This is a genomic window from Sphingobium sp. TomMM7A (genome assembly GCF_055397305.1).
Map to the genome: position 1 here is coordinate 300450 of NZ_AP027312.1, position 16243 is coordinate 316692.

General features: G+C 64.1%; 15 protein-coding genes. 4 read left to right on the plus strand and 11 right to left on the minus strand.

What is annotated here, in order from left to right; all coding sequences use genetic code 11:
- From ACZ5ZH_RS14185 to ACZ5ZH_RS14235, 11 genes are all read right to left on the minus strand, one after another.
- Positions 1-180 carry a Flp family type IVb pilin gene (locus tag ACZ5ZH_RS14185; protein ID WP_449468804.1) on the minus strand — a complete coding sequence of 60 codons (180 nt, stop codon included), beginning with the start codon at positions 178-180 and terminating at the stop codon, positions 1-3.
- 69 nt (positions 181-249) lie between these two features.
- On the minus strand, positions 250-2010 hold the full coding sequence (locus ACZ5ZH_RS14190) for a TadG family pilus assembly protein (RefSeq protein WP_464772730.1): 1761 nt from the start codon (positions 2008-2010) through the stop codon (positions 250-252).
- Between the two features lie 214 nt (positions 2011-2224).
- Positions 2225-2833, minus strand: coding sequence for a tetratricopeptide repeat protein (locus ACZ5ZH_RS14195; RefSeq protein ID WP_464772731.1), 609 nt, complete (start codon positions 2831-2833; stop codon positions 2225-2227).
- A complete protein-coding gene (locus tag ACZ5ZH_RS14200) occupies positions 2830-3717 on the minus strand; it encodes a type II secretion system F family protein (RefSeq protein WP_464772732.1) in 888 nt (295 codons plus the stop codon). Before ACZ5ZH_RS14200 ends, ACZ5ZH_RS14195 begins: the two co-directional genes overlap by 4 nt.
- Positions 3717-4616, minus strand: a complete 900-nt coding sequence (locus ACZ5ZH_RS14205; RefSeq protein ID WP_464772733.1) for a type II secretion system F family protein — start codon at positions 4614-4616, stop codon at positions 3717-3719. Before ACZ5ZH_RS14205 ends, ACZ5ZH_RS14200 begins: the two co-directional genes overlap by 1 nt.
- Complete coding sequence (locus ACZ5ZH_RS14210; RefSeq protein ID WP_464772734.1) at positions 4613-5947, minus strand: CpaF family protein; 1335 nt, start codon at positions 5945-5947, stop codon at positions 4613-4615. Before ACZ5ZH_RS14210 ends, ACZ5ZH_RS14205 begins: the two co-directional genes overlap by 4 nt.
- Entirely contained in the window at positions 5944-7104 is a 1161-nt protein-coding gene (locus ACZ5ZH_RS14215) for an AAA family ATPase (RefSeq protein ID WP_464772735.1), read from the minus strand. Before ACZ5ZH_RS14215 ends, ACZ5ZH_RS14210 begins: the two co-directional genes overlap by 4 nt.
- A gap of 2 nt (positions 7105-7106) precedes the next feature.
- On the minus strand, positions 7107-8261 hold the full coding sequence (locus ACZ5ZH_RS14220) for a type II and III secretion system protein family protein (protein ID WP_464772736.1): 1155 nt from the start codon (positions 8259-8261) through the stop codon (positions 7107-7109).
- A complete protein-coding gene (cpaB, locus tag ACZ5ZH_RS14225; RefSeq protein ID WP_464772737.1) occupies positions 8258-9166 on the minus strand; it encodes a Flp pilus assembly protein CpaB in 909 nt (302 codons plus the stop codon). The genes ACZ5ZH_RS14220 and cpaB overlap by 4 nt, the downstream gene beginning before the upstream one ends.
- Positions 9167-9439: 273 nt before the next feature.
- Complete coding sequence (locus ACZ5ZH_RS14230; RefSeq protein ID WP_464772738.1) at positions 9440-10255, minus strand: universal stress protein; 816 nt, start codon at positions 10253-10255, stop codon at positions 9440-9442.
- A gap of 294 nt (positions 10256-10549) precedes the next feature.
- Positions 10550-10741, minus strand: a complete 192-nt coding sequence (locus ACZ5ZH_RS14235) for a hypothetical protein (RefSeq protein ID WP_460988783.1) — start codon at positions 10739-10741, stop codon at positions 10550-10552.
- 312 nt (positions 10742-11053) lie between these two features.
- On the opposite strand from ACZ5ZH_RS14235, the gene ACZ5ZH_RS14240 reads away from it, so the two are divergent.
- From ACZ5ZH_RS14240 to ACZ5ZH_RS14255, 4 genes are read left to right on the plus strand one after another with little or no spacing between them, the layout of a single operon-like run.
- Positions 11054-12997: a PrkA family serine protein kinase gene (locus ACZ5ZH_RS14240; protein WP_449468819.1), complete on the plus strand. Its 1944-nt coding sequence runs from the start codon at positions 11054-11056 to the stop codon at positions 12995-12997.
- 24 nt (positions 12998-13021) lie between these two features.
- Complete coding sequence (locus ACZ5ZH_RS14245) at positions 13022-14332, plus strand: YeaH/YhbH family protein (protein WP_464772740.1); 1311 nt, start codon at positions 13022-13024, stop codon at positions 14330-14332.
- Positions 14329-15870: a SpoVR family protein gene (locus ACZ5ZH_RS14250; RefSeq protein WP_460988789.1), complete on the plus strand. Its 1542-nt coding sequence runs from the start codon at positions 14329-14331 to the stop codon at positions 15868-15870. Before ACZ5ZH_RS14245 ends, ACZ5ZH_RS14250 begins: the two co-directional genes overlap by 4 nt.
- A gap of 11 nt (positions 15871-15881) precedes the next feature.
- Positions 15882-16235 carry a hypothetical protein gene (locus tag ACZ5ZH_RS14255; RefSeq protein WP_460988791.1) on the plus strand — a complete coding sequence of 118 codons (354 nt, stop codon included), beginning with the start codon at positions 15882-15884 and terminating at the stop codon, positions 16233-16235.
- The last annotated feature ends 8 nt before the right edge of the window (positions 16236-16243 follow it).

The following is a 16243-nucleotide window of genomic DNA, read 5'->3' on the forward strand; positions in this document are numbered from 1 at the left end:
TTAGGTGACGCTGTTGAACAGGGACGTGAAGGCGCCGTCCAGCGCTGCGGTGAAGTCGCCGCGTAGTGCAGAGATGGCGGCTACGACCACGCCGCCCAGCACGGCATATTCCACGGCGGTGAGGCCTTTTTCGTCGCGCGCCAGGCGCTTCATGAACTTTCGTGCGACATCAATGATCATCGTCTTTCTCCTCAAATCCCTCCGGTCATGATCGGGCGGCGCGTGGAGGGGACCGCGCCGCCGGTCTCCTTAAATCAGCACCGGCACACCGCACCGGACGCCCGTGACCCATACGGTCGCATGGCCAAGCTGGATGCCGAGCGCGGCGAGCAGGTTGTCGAGCAGCGGGTCGGCGGTGTTGCCGATGAGCGCGGCCAGCGGGGTGGTGATTGCGCCGAGCAGCTGGGACCGCGTGGCGCCTGTGTCGCAGACCGGCCAGATGCAGAGGTTGAGCGGCTTCACCTGAAGGCCGTTCGGGCCGCTGAGGCTGTTGGTGAGGGACGTTAGCAGTGGCCCCGTTTGCGACCCGTTGCCGATGGTGGCGGGTGTTCCGGGCGTGCCGGGGCGGCCAATCGTCCCCTGACCGCCTGGCCCGAAAAGCAGCGTTCCGCTATTGCCCATCACCGGCTGCGCGACCGCGCGGGCGTCGGCGGTGATGAGGTTGAGGACGCTCAGGATCCGTGCGGGGGCTATGTCGCTGGCGGAAAGCGGCGGCATCGGGCGGCTCATGGCGTTGGCGGGCGCCTGACCGATATAGGCGTTGACGAGGCCGGAGCTGGCCAGAATGCTCACCCGGCTGTCGCGCGCCTGCTCCGCCGTGCTGGCGCAATCGATCGCGCTGACTTCGGCACGGGCTGCGGCGACGTCGATAAGCAACGGGACGGATTCGACGCCGATCCCCAGGATGTTGAGGTTGAGGCCAAGGTTCAACTGCAACCGTAACGCCGATGTGCTGGCGCTCGTCTCGCCCGCTGGTCCGAAGGAGAAGCGCGGCCTGTCGATCGGGCCGGTCGCGACGGCGGCGAGGCGGATCGTGCTGCCCGATGCGACGCGGCTGATGGCGTCGGACAGGTCGATGCTGCCATTGCCCGCCTGAACGGCGAAGGCGAAAAGCTGATAGGCGTTCAGTCCCGCGCGCAGGCCGGGTTGCTCGTCCGCCTCGCCGACGGGCATGTTCTTCCATACGCCAAGGCCGAACAGGCCCTGCAAAGGCACGGAGTAGCTATTGCTCACCCGGCCTGCGACGAGGGTCAGGGTGGCGGCGGTGGCTGGTTGGTCGGCCGCGCTTGCCGCCGCCAGCATCAGGTCGCGCAATCCCACGCTGCGGCTGGTCAGGGCGCCATAGGTGCCCGTTTCGCCGACGCGCTGCGCCAGTGCGTCGAAGAAGCGGCCAGCATCGACATAGCCGCCCATAAGCGTCTGGACGTCGCTGGCTCCCAACTGCAACTGGATACCAAGCAGCCCGCCGAGCAGGTCGTTGACGCTGTTCACCAGCGAACTGGTGACGGTGAGGATGCCGGAGCTGACGCCGACACCCGCTTCGTCGATGCGCGCGGCGGTGGCGGTGGCGGCGAGTTCGGGGATGGGATTGGCGCCACCGAGGACGCGGGTGAAGAACTGGCGGCTGGGCTTGCCGGTGCGGATGCGGATGGCATTGGGCTGGCCATTGCCGGGGCAGCGGGTGAAGCTGGCGTCGAACCGCTGGGGCGCGGAAAGGGCCGCGTCGGCGCAATAGCGGCCAAGTTCCACCGAACGCAGGATCGCGGGATCATAGCCGTTGCGGATGAGGCTGGCGCGTGCGCGCGCCTCTGCTTGCGCGGGATACATGGCGGCGGCGAGGGCGGCGCTTTCCGTGGCGGCGCGCAGGTCGCGGCTCCCGGCATAATAGAGGCCCGCGTCGAGGGCGAAGCCCATCGCCCCGACCAGCACGGCGCCGAATGCCGCAACCATCGGCACCACGGCTGCGCGCCGGTCGTGCCACAGCGGATGGAGGCGGCGGAGCAGCATCATGGGATGGGCATGGAGTCCTGATCGGCGGAGCGGGGCAGGCGTTGGCCGATGGATTCTAGGTAGCGGTTGCGGATGACCTCAGCTTCTTCCGCGCTGAGGCCGGCGCTTTCTTGCGCGCGGGGTGGTGAGCGTAGCTGCCATTCGATCACGCGGCGTGCCTGATCGGCCTCAGGGAGCGTGTGGGCGGAAGCCAATAGAAGGCAAAGGCAGAGCATCAGCGGTCCTTTGGTGCGGGGAGACGAGCGGCTTGCGCGGCGATCTGGCGGCGGAGGGCGTCACGCTGAGGCTCATCGCGGATGGTGGAGAGGAGGGTTTCCGCCTCGGCATTTTGACCGGCTGCCTTCAATGCGAGCAGGAGGTTGTTGCGGATCACTGGGGTGCCCGGCGACAGGTCCAGCGCGCCGCGCAGGCTTTCCGCCGCTTCCGCTGCTAGCCCCGCGCGTAGCTGGGCGAAGCCGAGGGCGTTGCGGAGCATGGGGTCGGCGGGGCTTGCCTGAACCGCTTGGCTGTAGGGCGCGATGGCTTCGGACCAGCGTCCGCGCGCAGCGAGCAGGTGGCCGCGCACTGCGCTGCCGCCGCCATCGGGGAGCGCTGCGGCTGCTGCTTCGGCTCCATTGAGATCATTGAGATCTAGCAGGCTGTTGACGCGCAGGATGCGTGCGTCGCGGTCGCCGGGATAGCGGCGGTCGAAATCGTCCAGATAGGCGAGGGCGGCGCGGGGCCTGCCATCGGCGCGCGCCTGATGGATGAGTTGCAGATAGAGGCTGCGGGTCGAACCGGATGTGTCGGCGGCTGCGAGGAGCAGGGGGAGGAGCCACATCATCGCGCACTCGCCCGCAAGGTGTCGAGGATGGCGACGACCGGCGGCCCGCCCAGAACGATGAACAGGGCGGGCATGAAGAAGAGGATCATCAGCACGACCATGCGGACGGTGATGCCGCCCATCGCTTCGCGCGCGCGGGCGACGCGGCGCTGGGTGAATTCACGGGCGAATTCGCGCAGGGCTGGGGCAAGCTCGATCCCCTGGAACATGGCCTGGCGGAACAGGGCGGCGAGTTCTTTCGCCCCGCTGACCGCCACGCGCGCGGCCCAGCGATCTAGCGCCAGTTCGTAGCGCATGCCCCGGTCTAGGTCGGTGACGAGCAAGGCGATTAGTTGGCCGTGGTGCGGCACCGCGACCTGTTCGTCGCGGGCGATCGAACGGAAGCATTGGTCGAGCGAGACGCCGCTTTCCAGCATCATCAGCATGAGGTCGAGCAGGAAGGGAAATTCGGCGGTGATCTTCCTTGCCCGGCTGGAGGCGAGCAGGTTCAGCGCTTGGCGCGCGCCCACGAAGGCTAGCCCTGCGGCAATGACGATCAGCATCGGGCGTGATAGCCAGCCGTGCCAGAGGATGCGGCACAGGAACGCGGCCAGCAGCGCGGCTAGCAGGGTTGCGGCTAGGCGCAGCCAGAGGAAGTGGTTGATGGCGCGTGGGTCTTGATAGCCTGCGAGCTGTAACTGGCGTTCGAGGCTCGACCGGTTGCGGCCTTCGGCTCCGAGTATGGTGGGTAGGCGCAGCGAGGGCTTGGCTTGTCCGATTGGCGTAAACCGGGCGAGCCGTGCCTCCAGCCGTCGATCGGCGATCAGCATCCGGCCGCCGAGCAAGGCTACGCCGAGCCCAATGAGCGCCATGAGGAGGCAGGCGAGGAGAAAGGCCGAGGGCATCAGAAGGCGAGCCTCATCACCCGGCGCATGACCAGCATGCCTGCGATCTGAAGTCCGATGGCGATGAATGCCATGCGGTGCCCGCGCGCGTCGTCTAGGAAGAAGTCGATATAGGCCGGGTTGGACGCCATCAGCAGCGCCATCGCGACGATCGGCATGGCGATCAGCACGCGGGAGCTGACCTTGGCTTCGGACGTTGCGGCTTTCAGTTCGCGCGCGATGCGGATGCGTTCGCGCAGGATTGCGGACAGGTTCGACAGCACCGCGCTGACGGGGCCGCCATAGCGCATGTTGGTGCGGATTGCGGCGGCCAGCATCGACATTTCAGGAACGCGCAGGCGGTCGGCGAGCTGCTGCATCGCCTCGCTGACCGGGGCGCCGAGTTCGAGGCGGCGTGCGGCTGGGGCTAGATAGCTGCGGACGATGCCGGGTGCGTCGGTGAGCGATCTTTCCAGTGCTTGCGGCAGGGAGCTGCCGACCGCCTGCATCTGGCGCACGGCATCGATGTAGAAGGGCAGGGCTTCGATAAGGGCGTTCACGCGGCGCTGCGCCCGTGCCCTGATCCACAGGAACAATAGGGCTGGCGGGAGCGGTAGCAGGATGACTGTCATCACCGGCCCGGTTGCCAGCAATGTGGCGAGGGTGAATAATGCCATGCAGCCGCCGAAGATGCTTATCGCGCGCGTGGTGATCTCCAGTTGCGCGCGGGCCAGCAGTGGCGCGGCGAGGCTGGGGACGGTCAGGCGGACGCTTTGGCGGGACGCGGGGGCATTGCCGGGCGCGATTGCCGCCAGCCGCCGCGACAGGCGCGCCTGTTCCCGCGCGCGCAGGGCGAGCAGCGGGGAGGCCGTCGCCGCCAGCGTCAACAGCGCGAGCAGGAGGAACGCTGCCGCCTTCACACTATGCCCTGCCGGACGGCGCCCGGCGCATAGTCGCGCAGGCGTGGGGCGAAATAGGGGCGGGGCGAGTGGCTGCGAAATTCGCCCATGCCGGACATGGCGGGCTGTTCGTGAAAGCTGAACAGCTCGTTGAAGGAATAGGCTTCGCCCTCGATGCCGGTGACTTCGGTCACGCCGGTGACGCGGCGGCTGCCGTTCGACAGGCGCTGGATATGCACCACGACATGGACGCTGCTGGCGATGAAGCGGCGGATCGCGCGGATGTCATTCTGGACCCCGGCAAAGCCCATCAGCATTTCAAGACGCGCGAAGGCGTCGCGTGGGGAATTGCCGTGCAGCGTCGCCATCGATCCGTCGTGGCCTGTGGACATGGCTTGCAGCATCTCCACCACCTCGACCCCGCGCACCTCGCCCAGGATGATGCGGTCGGGCCGCATGCGCAGCGCGTTGCGGACGAGCTCGCGCGCGCTGATCTCTCGATTGCCATCGACATTGGGCGGGCGGGTTTCCAGCCGGACGACATGGTCCTGCCGCAACTGCAACTCGGCGGCATCCTCTATGGTGATCAGCCGCTCGCGGTCGCTGATGAAGTGGGACAGCATGTTGAGCAGGGTGGATTTGCCCGCACCCGTACCGCCGCAGATCAGGATGTTCAGCCGCGACCGGACGGCGGCGGCGAGATAGGCGGCCATTTCAGCGCTCATCACCTGACGGTTGATGAAATCCTCTATACCCAGCGCCTGCATGCGGAATTTGCGGATCGACAGCATCGGGCCGTCGAGCGCGACCGGCGGGATGACGATATTGACGCGGGAGCCGTCGGAAAGGCGCGCGTCGACATAGGGGCTGGCTTCATCCACGCGGCGGCCGATCGGGCCGACGATACGCTGGATGATGTTCATGAGATGGGCGTCGTCGCGGAAGCGCCGGTCGACCTTTTCCAGCAGGCCGCTGCGTTCTACATAGATGGTGCCGGAGCCGTTGACGATGATGTCATCGATGCTGCCATCGCGGAGCAGTGGGGCTAGCGGGCCGAGTCCGGCGACTTCGTCCTCCACATCCTCGATCAACAGCAGCCGTTCTGCCGTGTTGAGCGCGAGTTGCCCGCGCCTGCTGCGGCTGGTGATGACCTGTTCTATTTCGGCGCGCAGTGCCCGTGCGCCGAGCGTTTCGGCTGTGCTCCCGCGTGCTTCCAGCTGTTCGATGACCTGCGCGCAGGTCTGCGCCATCACCGCCTGATAGCTGTCGCTCATCCGCTGGGCGGCTGGCTGCGCGACGGGGGCGGGCCTAGCCGTGCCGCGTGGCAGGTTGGTGTCGAAGAGCAGGCTCATGCCGCTGGTTCCACGGGGCACTGGAGGAGGCGGCGGAGGCGCTCCAGGTTCTTGGACGATCGCTGTGGTTCGATGCCGCAGGCGGTGCGGATGGCGCGCATGTAGCGGTCTGGTGCGGCCTCCATGGCGAGCGGGCGGCCTGCATTCAGGGCGTTGCGCATGCGTATCTGATCGATGGGGAGCGGCAGGGTGCTGCCGGTGCGCAAGATGTCGCTCATGCGGCGGCTGTCGAGCAATATGGCGGGCTGATGATCCCAGACGAGCAGGCGTGTGCGTGACAGGCTTGCCTCATCGTCTCCGATGCGATCGAGCAGGCGGCGGCAGGCGTCCATTTCGCGGATGGATTGCGCGCAGACCAGCTCGATGCGATCGGCGAGCAAAGCCAGTGTGCGCAGGAGGCCCGGATGGCGCAGGCTGCCCGCGCAGAGGATCAGGTCGCCGCAACAGGCGCGCAGCAGGCGGACGAGCGCGGCTATGCCGGTAGGGGCGATGCCCGCAGGCTCCGTGCCTGCCCCGCCGTCCAGCGTCAGCAGCATGAGGCCGCTTGGATCATGCCGGGCGAGCGCGCTGGACAGCAGGCTTGCGTCCAGACGCTCTATGTCGGCGATGGCCGAGGCGATGCCGTAGCTTACAGGCAGGTCGAGATAGGCCTCTGCCGCGCTGGTCGGCATTGTGAAGTCGATCAGGAGTGTGGACGACCCCGCGCGGGCGCGGTTGACCGCCATGTCGGTCGCGACCATCGCGGCGTTTTCCGCATCCGCGCCGAGGACCAGCGTCAGGCGTCCGCCCTTGCCATGATCGGCGGTTGAGCGGTTGAGGAGGTGTCCGAGGATCGCGGCGATTTCGTCACCCTCCGCCGCGCGGGGGATGACATCGTCCGCGCCGGAACGGATGGCGTGCAATATCTCGTCTGCGCCTGTTTCGCCGGTGACAAGCACGATCGGGCGTCCGGTCGCGCCTTCGGCCACTGTCGACAGGGCTGTTGCTATCGAGCGTTCTGGAGGGATCGCGTCCCGGTCCACCAGGATTACGCAAGGCCCCTCGACCATATCCGGCATCACGGATTGCGTCAGGTCGACTGTCGCGCGGCCTTGCATGGCTTCGCCGATCCGCGCCGCAAGGCTGTGATCGACCGACAGGAGGATGATGCGCGCCATTGTCATGGCCTCACCACGCCGAACGGCACGACTGGGTCTTTGGTGTCGAGCAGCGATCCGGGCAGGGCGGGCACATCCTTGGCCTGCACCGGCCCCACCAGCCGCGGCGTTGCGACGATGACCAGTTCCTGCCGCTCCTTCTGGGTCTGCTGGCGGCGGAAGAAGGCGCCGATTACCGGAATGTCGCCTAGCAACGGTGTCTTTTCTCGCGTGGTCGATTGGCTGGAATAGCTTAGACCCGCGATCACGAAGCTCTGGCCGCTGCCCAGTTCGACCGTGGTTTCGGCCGATCGGCGGCGCAGGCCGGGCACGACATAGCCCTGCAACTGGACGCCGCTATTATAGTCGAGTTCGCTGACCTCCGGCGCGATTTTCAGCACGATCTGGTCGGGTGACAGGACGAAGGGGGTGACGGACAGGCGGACGCCGAATTCCTTATATTGAATGGAGATGGCGTTGCCGTTGCCCGATGCCTGCGGCACGGGCACGGGGATCTCGCCGCCCGCGAGGAAGCTCGCCTGCTCGCCCGATCGGACCAGCAGGGTGGGTTGGGCCAGCAATTCGGACAGGCCGTTGGAGGAAAGGGCGCTCAGCACCGCGTTGATGCCGCGATTGGGGGCGGACAGGAACAGGTTGAACGCATTCTGGATGGGCACGCTGGCGTCGAGCGAGGAGCCGCCGGGCGAGAAGCTGGCGCTCTTGAAACTGCTGGGGGAGACGACCGCTCCCTGAATGTCGCCGCTGAGTTTGGAGAAGTTGAACCCCAAAGCCTTGAGCGTGGAGGAGGATACGGCGGCGAATTGCACATCGACGGCGACGACCTGTTCGCCAGCGACGATGCGGGGGCTCATGAGCGCGCCCGGCTCCCGTGCGGTTGCGCCGGAGGACGACACGGCAAAGCGCGTTTCCGCCATCAGCGATCCGTCGCGGCCGAATATGCTGATCGTTGTGCTGCCCGCGCCTATTCCGGTGACGCTCAAGGACCGGGCGGTGGGCGCGGCGACTGATATGACATCGTCGCGATCCACTTCTATCCGGCCGATGGGGCGGGGGTAGGTGAGCGTCCGCTTCTGCTGGATCGACAGCGACCTTTGGTCCTGCGCCTGGGCGGGAGGTGCTGCGGCGAGCGCTACTGCGAGGGCGAGGATGAGTTTCAACGCCGGGCGCTCCCCGAATAGATGGTTTCGCGGCGGTCGCCGATGACCAGCTCGATCGGCTGGCGGGGAGCAGGGGCGGGACGAGCCTGCGCGGCCATGGGCGCAGGGCGTGCGGGTAGGGCCTGGGCGAGCGGGGAGGGGTCGGCGCCGTTGGAATTGGCTGGTGCGACCGCGACCTGCTCACTGTCCACCGGGTTGCGAAGGGAAAGAGTGAGCGCGCCCGTGCTCTTTGCCAGCGACAGGATGGAGACCTGCCGCGGATCGAGCGCGAGCGTCACGGTTCGGGCGGGCGGTGGCGGGGAGGATAGCTGGTCTTTCCTCCCTGATGCTGGCGTCGTACCGAGGACCGCCTCACCCACGGCGAGCACTTGAACCATCTGGAGCAATGTCTGGGCGCGGCTGCGGCCTGCGCCGCGCGCGCCGCTGATGGCGTCGGCGCCGGGATAGACGACCTGCACGTCCACGCGGTCGCCGGGGCGGACGAGGCCCGCCACCGCGATTTCGGCCGTGGTGTCGATGCTGATCGCCCGCATGCCGACCGGCACGCGGATCGCGAGCTTTTCCTCGCCGCCGACCGCGTCCCTGGGGATGAGCGCGCCTGCGGCGATGGCGCGAGTGGCGACCTTGCCGATCAGTTCGGCTGGCGCGGCGGCGGCGGGATGGCGAGAGGGGTCAGCTATCGCATTGCGGATCATGGCGGCGGTGATCGTCTCGCCCGTCCGGATCGGGCGGGCGGCGGATGCAAGGATTACGGGTTGGGGGGATCGACTGTCCGCTGCCGACCGGATCGGTGGGACCGTCGCGGCTGATGACCGCTGCATTTCGCGAACGCCCAGCAGCAGGAACAGCATGGCGGCAACCATGCCCGCAACCATCATGATCCTGGCTTTCCACCCCAATTGCATCAATTCCCCCCTTGATCTTGCGTCCACGCAAATCGCCCCGCATCGAGGCAAGACCCTGTAGCTTCGGGGAATCTATGCTTTATCGGCGGCCGAGGGGACCGGAGATGCCGCCGATATGATGGGACCAGAGGGGTAAAGATTGCCCGGCGTTAACTTCTTCGCCCGGCATTTGCGTGGCGCCGCGCGCGCAAGGGCTTTTTTTGCGCGTGATCGACCGCGCGAAAGGTTCAATTTGGCGCAATCTCTCCGGATCGGAGCTTCGCTGCGGCCTCGTCAGTGCGCCAGCAACAGCGGAACATGCGCCTCGCGCAGCATCGTGCGGGTTACGCCGCCGAAGACGAGTTCGCGCCAGCGGCTGTGCCCGAACGCGCCCATCACCATCCAGTCGGGCTTCAGCACATTGATCGCGGCTTTCAGGGTAGCCTCCACAGTGCGGCCATCCTGCGGCCATGTATGGAATTGCGTCCTGACGCCATGACGGGAGAGATATTCGGGCGCATCGGTCGCGGGGAAGGGGTATTTGCCCGCCTCCTCAACGGTCACCACATCCACTTCTGCGGCATGCTTCAGCAGCGGTACGGCCAACCGGAGCGCCGCCGATGCCTCGCGCGATCCTTCCCAGGCGACGAGCGCCCGGCCCGTGATCATCATGCCCCGCGCGTCCTCCGGCACGGCGAGGACCGGCGTGCGACCGCCCATCGCCAGATCGGCGGCGAGATGCAACGGATCGCTCATTTCCCGCCGAGGGCCAGCGGGCAGCGTCACGATCATGAAGTCGCATAGGGCGGACGCTGAAAGCAGGCCGTGAACAATGTCACCATCGGCCTGCCGCCAATCCCAATTCACGTCTTCGCGTTGCAGCCGTTGTTCTACCTTAACACGCATGCGCGCATCGATCTGGTGCAGTTCGGCCATGATCGCGGGGGCGATGGACGCCCCGCCATAAAGATCCCCGGCGACAAGGTTAGGCATGGAGGTGACCTGTACGCAGTGGATATGCGCGTCGAGCGCGCGGGCAATGTCACTGGCGGCCTGGAGTCGGCTCTCCATGGCGCTATCGTCGTGAATGTGGAGCAGAATGGATGTCATCGCACCTCTCCATGCTCTTAAGACCGCGAAAATGGTCGCCTTCTTATACCCTTCTTTGCCCATCGCGGTTAATAGCATTTATGTTATATATCCAAAGGCGGGTGTGGACGCCGTGCGCCGGGAAGGCGCATCGGCGAATGGGGGAAGCATCATGCCTGGAATCTTTTCAGCTTCAATAACAGGACTGTGGCGCGATCGTGGAGGCGCTACGGCTGCCGAATATGCGCTTTTGCTGGCCATCATCGGCGGCGGGATGGTCGGGGCAACCTGGCTGTTGGGACAGGCGGTAGGCAGTCAGATGAACCAGCAGGTAGCCCTGTTCGCATCATCCGCAGGGAGTAGCTCGACGAGTTCGTCAAGCTCATCCAGCGGCGGATCGAGTGCTGGTGGCGGCTCATCGACCGGCGGAAGTAGCAGCACCGGCGGAGGTGGCACCACGACGACGAGCACTGGCGGGACTACGACGGGCGGCACCAGCTCGGGCAATGGAAGCTCCGGAAATGGCAGCTCCGGCAACGGGAGTTCGGGGAACGGCAGTTCCGGGAATGGAAGCTCGGGCAACGGAAACGGCAAGAAGTAAGCCGTCGCGAGTGGAACGAGGAGGCCCGCTCCGCTCGCTTCGACAGAGTTCGCGGCGGGGCGCGCGCATCGCCAAGGTGCCCGCGTCCCGCAGGCAGTTTATCGTGAAATATCCGGATGGTCAGGAATAATTTTTACAGTCATTCAATTTTGTAGGACTATTTTTGCGGGCTCGCGCGTATTATATTCGTAACATGACTACTGCGGCGGGAGTCGTCAGTGACGAAAAGCGAACTGTTTTCGAGCTTCACCCGGAATTTTGACGAACGGCGTCAAGCCGAGATGTCGATTGAGGATTATTTGCTGGGATGCCGCAATGATCCTCTGATGCATGCATCAGCACCGGAGCGCCTGCTGGCGGCGATCGGCGAGCCGGAGATCATAGACACGTCCCGTGATCAGCGGCTCGGGCGGATCTTTATGAACCGCACCATCCGCCGATACAAAAGCTTCGCCAATTTCTACGGCATGGAAGCGACGATCGAACATATCGTCAGCTTCCTGCGCCATGCCAGCCAGGGTCTGGAGGAGCGCAAGCAGATCCTCTATCTGCTCGGCCCGGTCGGCGGCGGCAAATCCTCGCTGGCTGAACGGCTCAAGGCGTTGATGGAAACGCACCCCATCTATGCGCTGAAGGCCGGGGATGAGATCAGCCCGATCTTCGAAAGCCCGCTGGCCCTGTTCGATGCGGAAACGCACGGCGCGTTCATCGAGGAAAATTACAGCATTCCCCGCCGCCGCCTGACCGGCATGATCAGCCCATGGGCGCGCAAGCGGCTGGACGAGTTTTCCGGCGACATCTCGCAGTTCAAGGTCATTCGCCTGATGCCTTCGCGCATGCGGCAGATCGCCATCGCCAAGACCGAGCCGGGCGATGAGAATAACCAGGACATCAGCTCGCTGGTCGGCAAGGTCGACATACGCAAGCTGGAGATGCTGTCGCAGAATGATCCCGATGCCTACAGCTATTCGGGCGGCCTTAATCGCGCGAACCAGGGGATGCTTGAGTTCGTCGAGATGTTCAAGGCGCCGATCAAGATGCTCCACCCGCTGCTGACCGCGACGCAGGAGGGCAATTATATCGGCACCGAGAATATCGGGGCCATCCCCTTTAACGGCATCATCATGGCCCATTCCAATGAATCGGAATGGTCGAATTTCAAGAATAACAAGAATAATGAAGCTTTCATCGACCGCATCTATGTCATCAAGGTGCCTTATAGCTTGCAGGCCACCGAAGAACGGCATGTCTATGAAAAGCTGTTGAGGGAATCGGACCTCAGCAAGGCGCCTTGCGCTCCGGGGACACTGGACATGCTGGCGCGCTTTTCTGTCCTCACGCGGTTGCGGGAACATGAGAACAGCAATCTCTATTCCAAGATGCGCGTCTATGACGGGGAAATGCTGCGGGAGATTGATCCGCGGGCCAAGAGCATGCAGGAATATCGCGATGCCGCCGGGGTGGACGAGGGCATGTCGGGCACATCGACCCGCTTTGCCTTCAAGGCGCTGTCGGCGACCTTCAACCATGACAGCAGCGAAATAGCCGCCGATCCCGTCCACCTCATGTATGTGCTGGAAGGGATGGTCCGGCAGGAACAATTCCCCGCCGATGTGGAAGCCAAATATCTGGAATTCATCAAGGGCGAGCTTGCGCCGCGCTATGCCGAATTTATCGGCAATGAAATCCAGAAGGCTTATCTGGAATCCTACAATGACTATGGCCAGAACCTGTTCGACCGCTATGTCGCCTATGCCGACGCGTGGATCGAGGACCTGGATTTCAAGGACCCGGACACGGGGCAGCTTCTGGACCGGGAAATCATCAACCAGGAATTGTCCAAGACCGAAAAGCCCGCCGGGATCGCCAATCCCAAGGACTTCCGGAACGAGGTCGTGAAGTTCGCGCTGCGCATGCGGGCCAGCAACGACGGGCGCAATCCCAGCTGGACGAGCTATGAGAAAATCCGCGAAGTCATCGAAAAGCGGATGTTCAGCCAGGTCGAGGACCTTCTGCCGGTCATCAGCTTCGGGTCCAAGAAGGACGGCGACACGGCGGGCAAGCATGACGAGTTCGTCGCGCGGATGATCGAACGAGGCTACACCGAACGGCAGGTCCGTCGGCTGGTGGAATGGTATATAAGGGTCAAGCAGGCCGGGTAAACGGATGGAGGTGCTTAGGCCACCATGCACATAGTCGACAGAAGGCTGAACCCAGGGGGCAAGAGCCTTGTCAACCGGCAACGGTTCCTGAGGAGGGCGAAAGCCTATGTCAGCCAGGCGGTGCGCGACAGCCTGAAGGACCGCAGCATCAGGGATCTTGCCGGAGAAGGCGAAATCACCATCCGCCGCGACGTCATTCACGAACCCACGCTGCATCGATCGGCAAAGGGCGGCGACCGTGAACGCGTGCTGCCGGGCAATCGAGAGTTTCTGGAAGGCGACCGGATCAAGCGCCCTGACGGCGGCGGCGGTGCCGGGTCGCAGGCGGGGGAGGGCGAGGATCAGGATGATTTCCGCTTCGCGCTCAGCCGGGAGGAGTTTCTCGACCTTTTCCTGGACGATCTTGAACTGCCCGACATGGCCAAGAAGAAGCTGGTCGCGGGCAAGATAGAGGGTATGCGCCGCGCGGGTTATTCGACGATCGGCAACCCGTCCAACCTGTCCGTCCCGCGCACGATGCAAAAGGCCATGTCCCGCCGCATCGCACTACGTCGCCCGAGTGGCCGTGATCTCAGCCGGATTGACGAGGCCATCGCCGAGATCGAGGCGCGTGCGGTGCCCCTGCCCGACGATGCCGTAGCGCTGGAAAAGCTGAAGGAGGAACGGGCGCACATCATTCGCCGTCGCAACCTCATCGCCTATATCGACCCCGTCGATCTGCGCTTCCGCCGTTTCGAGCCTGTCCCCCGGCCCGTGGCCCAGGCTGTGATGTTCTGCCTGATGGACGTATCAGGCTCCATGACGGCGCATATGAAGGATCTCGCCAAACGCTTCTTTGCGCTGCTGCACCTGTTCCTGTCGCGCTGTTATGAGCATGTCGATGTGGTGTTCATCCACCATACCGACCGCGCGGCCGAAGTGGACGAGGAAACCTTCTTCTACAGCACGGTGACGGGCGGCACGCTGGTATCGAGCGCGCTCGACAAGCTCATCGAGGTGGTCAAGGATCGGTACAGCCCCACCGACTGGAACATCTATGTCGCGCAGGCCTCGGACGGCGATACGCTGGCGTCGGACAATGCGCGGGTGGCCAACCTGATGCAGAATGAAATCCTGCCCTTCTGCCAATATTTCGCCTATTTGGAAGTGGGTCGGGAAGAGTTCGCCTCTATCGAAGCGGCAACCTCCGCCACGGGGCTTTGGGACGCCTATGCGCCCGTCAGCCAGGCAAATCGGCAATTCACGATGCGCAAGGTGTCGCACCGGCGGGAAATATATCCGGTGTTCCGTGAACTGTTCCAGCGGCGCGGTGTCGGCGAAGGGACGCCCGCTTGACGGGGGAGCGCGCATCCGCCCCGCTGTTCACCGGCAGCGACTGGGACTTTTCGCTGATCAACCGCATTTATGAAGTGATCGAACCGATCGCGCTTCAGGAGATGAAGCTCAATATCTATCCCAATCAGATAGAGATTATCAGCGCCGAACAGATGCTGGATGCCTATTCGTCCATCGGTATGCCGCTATTTTACAAACATTGGTCGTTCGGCAAGCAGTTCGTGACCAATGAAATGCTCTACCGCAAAGGGCTTCGCGGCCTTGCCTATGAGCTGGTGATCAACAGCGATCCCTGCATCAACTATCTGATGCAGGAAAACAGCGCGACCATGCAGACGCTGGTCATCGCCCATGCCGCGTTCGGGCATAATCACTTCTTCAAGAATAATTATGTCTTCCGCCAATGGACCGATGCGGAAGGCATTCTAGACTATCTGGAGTTCGCCAAAGGCTACATCGCCAGTTGCGAAGAGCGTTTTGGCCAGCTCGCCGTCGAACGGGTGCTGGACGCTGCTCATGCGCTGATGAATCAGGGCGTGCATCGCTATCCGCGCATTCGTCCCCGCGATTTGAAGGCGGAGGCCGAGCGGGAGGCGGAGCGTCAGGCCTATCGCGATCGCATTTATGACGACCTCTGGCGCACGGTGCCGGTGGGCGCGAAGGCGGCCGCCGTCCCCTCGGATGAGCGCCGCGCCGCGCTTGGCCTGCCGCAGGAGAATATCCTCTATTTCCTCGAAAAGACCGGCCCGCTGCTTCAAAGCTGGCAGCGCGAGATATTGCGCATCGTCCGCCTGATCGCCCAATATTTCTACCCCCAGCGCCAGACCAAGGCGATGAACGAGGGCTGCGCGACCTACACCCATTATCGCATCATGACGATCCTGCACGATCGCGGCTGGATCACCGATGGCGCGTTCATGGAATTTATCCAGTCGCACACAGGCGTCGTTTATCAGCCGACGTTCGATTCCGGCCATTTCGGGGGCTTCAATCCCTATGCGCTGGGCTTTGGCATCATGTCCGATATAGAGCGGATCTGCATGGACCCGACGCCGGAGGATCGCGAATGGTTCAGCGACATCGCCGGTTCGCGTGATCCGGTGGAGGTGCTGAAGGATATCTGGGCCAATTATCGCGACGAAAGCTTCATATCGCAGTTCCTCAGCCCGCACCTTATCCGCCAGTGGCGCCTGTTCAAGCTGATCGACAAGGAAAGCGAGTCGGAACTGCGCGTGGATGCCATTCATGACGAGCGCGGCTATCGCCGTATCCGCCGCGCCCTTGCGCGCGAGCATGACATTGCCCGGCAGGAGCCCGATATCCAGGTGGTGGATGTCGATCTGGCGGGCGACCGGACGCTGATGCTGGAACATGCGGTCATCGATGGCGTGGTGCTGGACGCGTCCGACGCGACGATGGTGTTACAAAGCCTCGCCAATCTATGGGGTTATGAAGTGGCGTTGAGCGAAGTTCATGCCGAAAGTCGTAAGGAGTTGAAAAGCCATCGTTGCCAGCCGCAGCAGGGCTGGATCGGCTGAAGCGGTGCGCCGTGGCGGCCAGCTCCCGGGGTTACGAAGATTCCATTTCCAAAGCAGGGCTGAAAAGCGTAAATTCTGCCGCGTTTCGCGAGTGGCTCCAGCGATCGGTCGCATCCTGCGATGCATGGAGCGCTCAAAAAGAAGCAGGAGAGCATTTCATGACTCATGCCCTCAATGCACAAGAATGTCTTGAACGAGCCCGGATGCATGAACAGCTCGCGGCGACAACCGCCGATGCGTCCGCGCGGACCATGCATCAGGCAATGGCCGCCGAATTTCGTCGTCGCGCCGCGATGGGGACGATCGACGGAGTTAGCCCGGTGATCAGCAAACCGGTAATCGAGCTGACCGTCAACGCCGCCTGAAGCGCGTT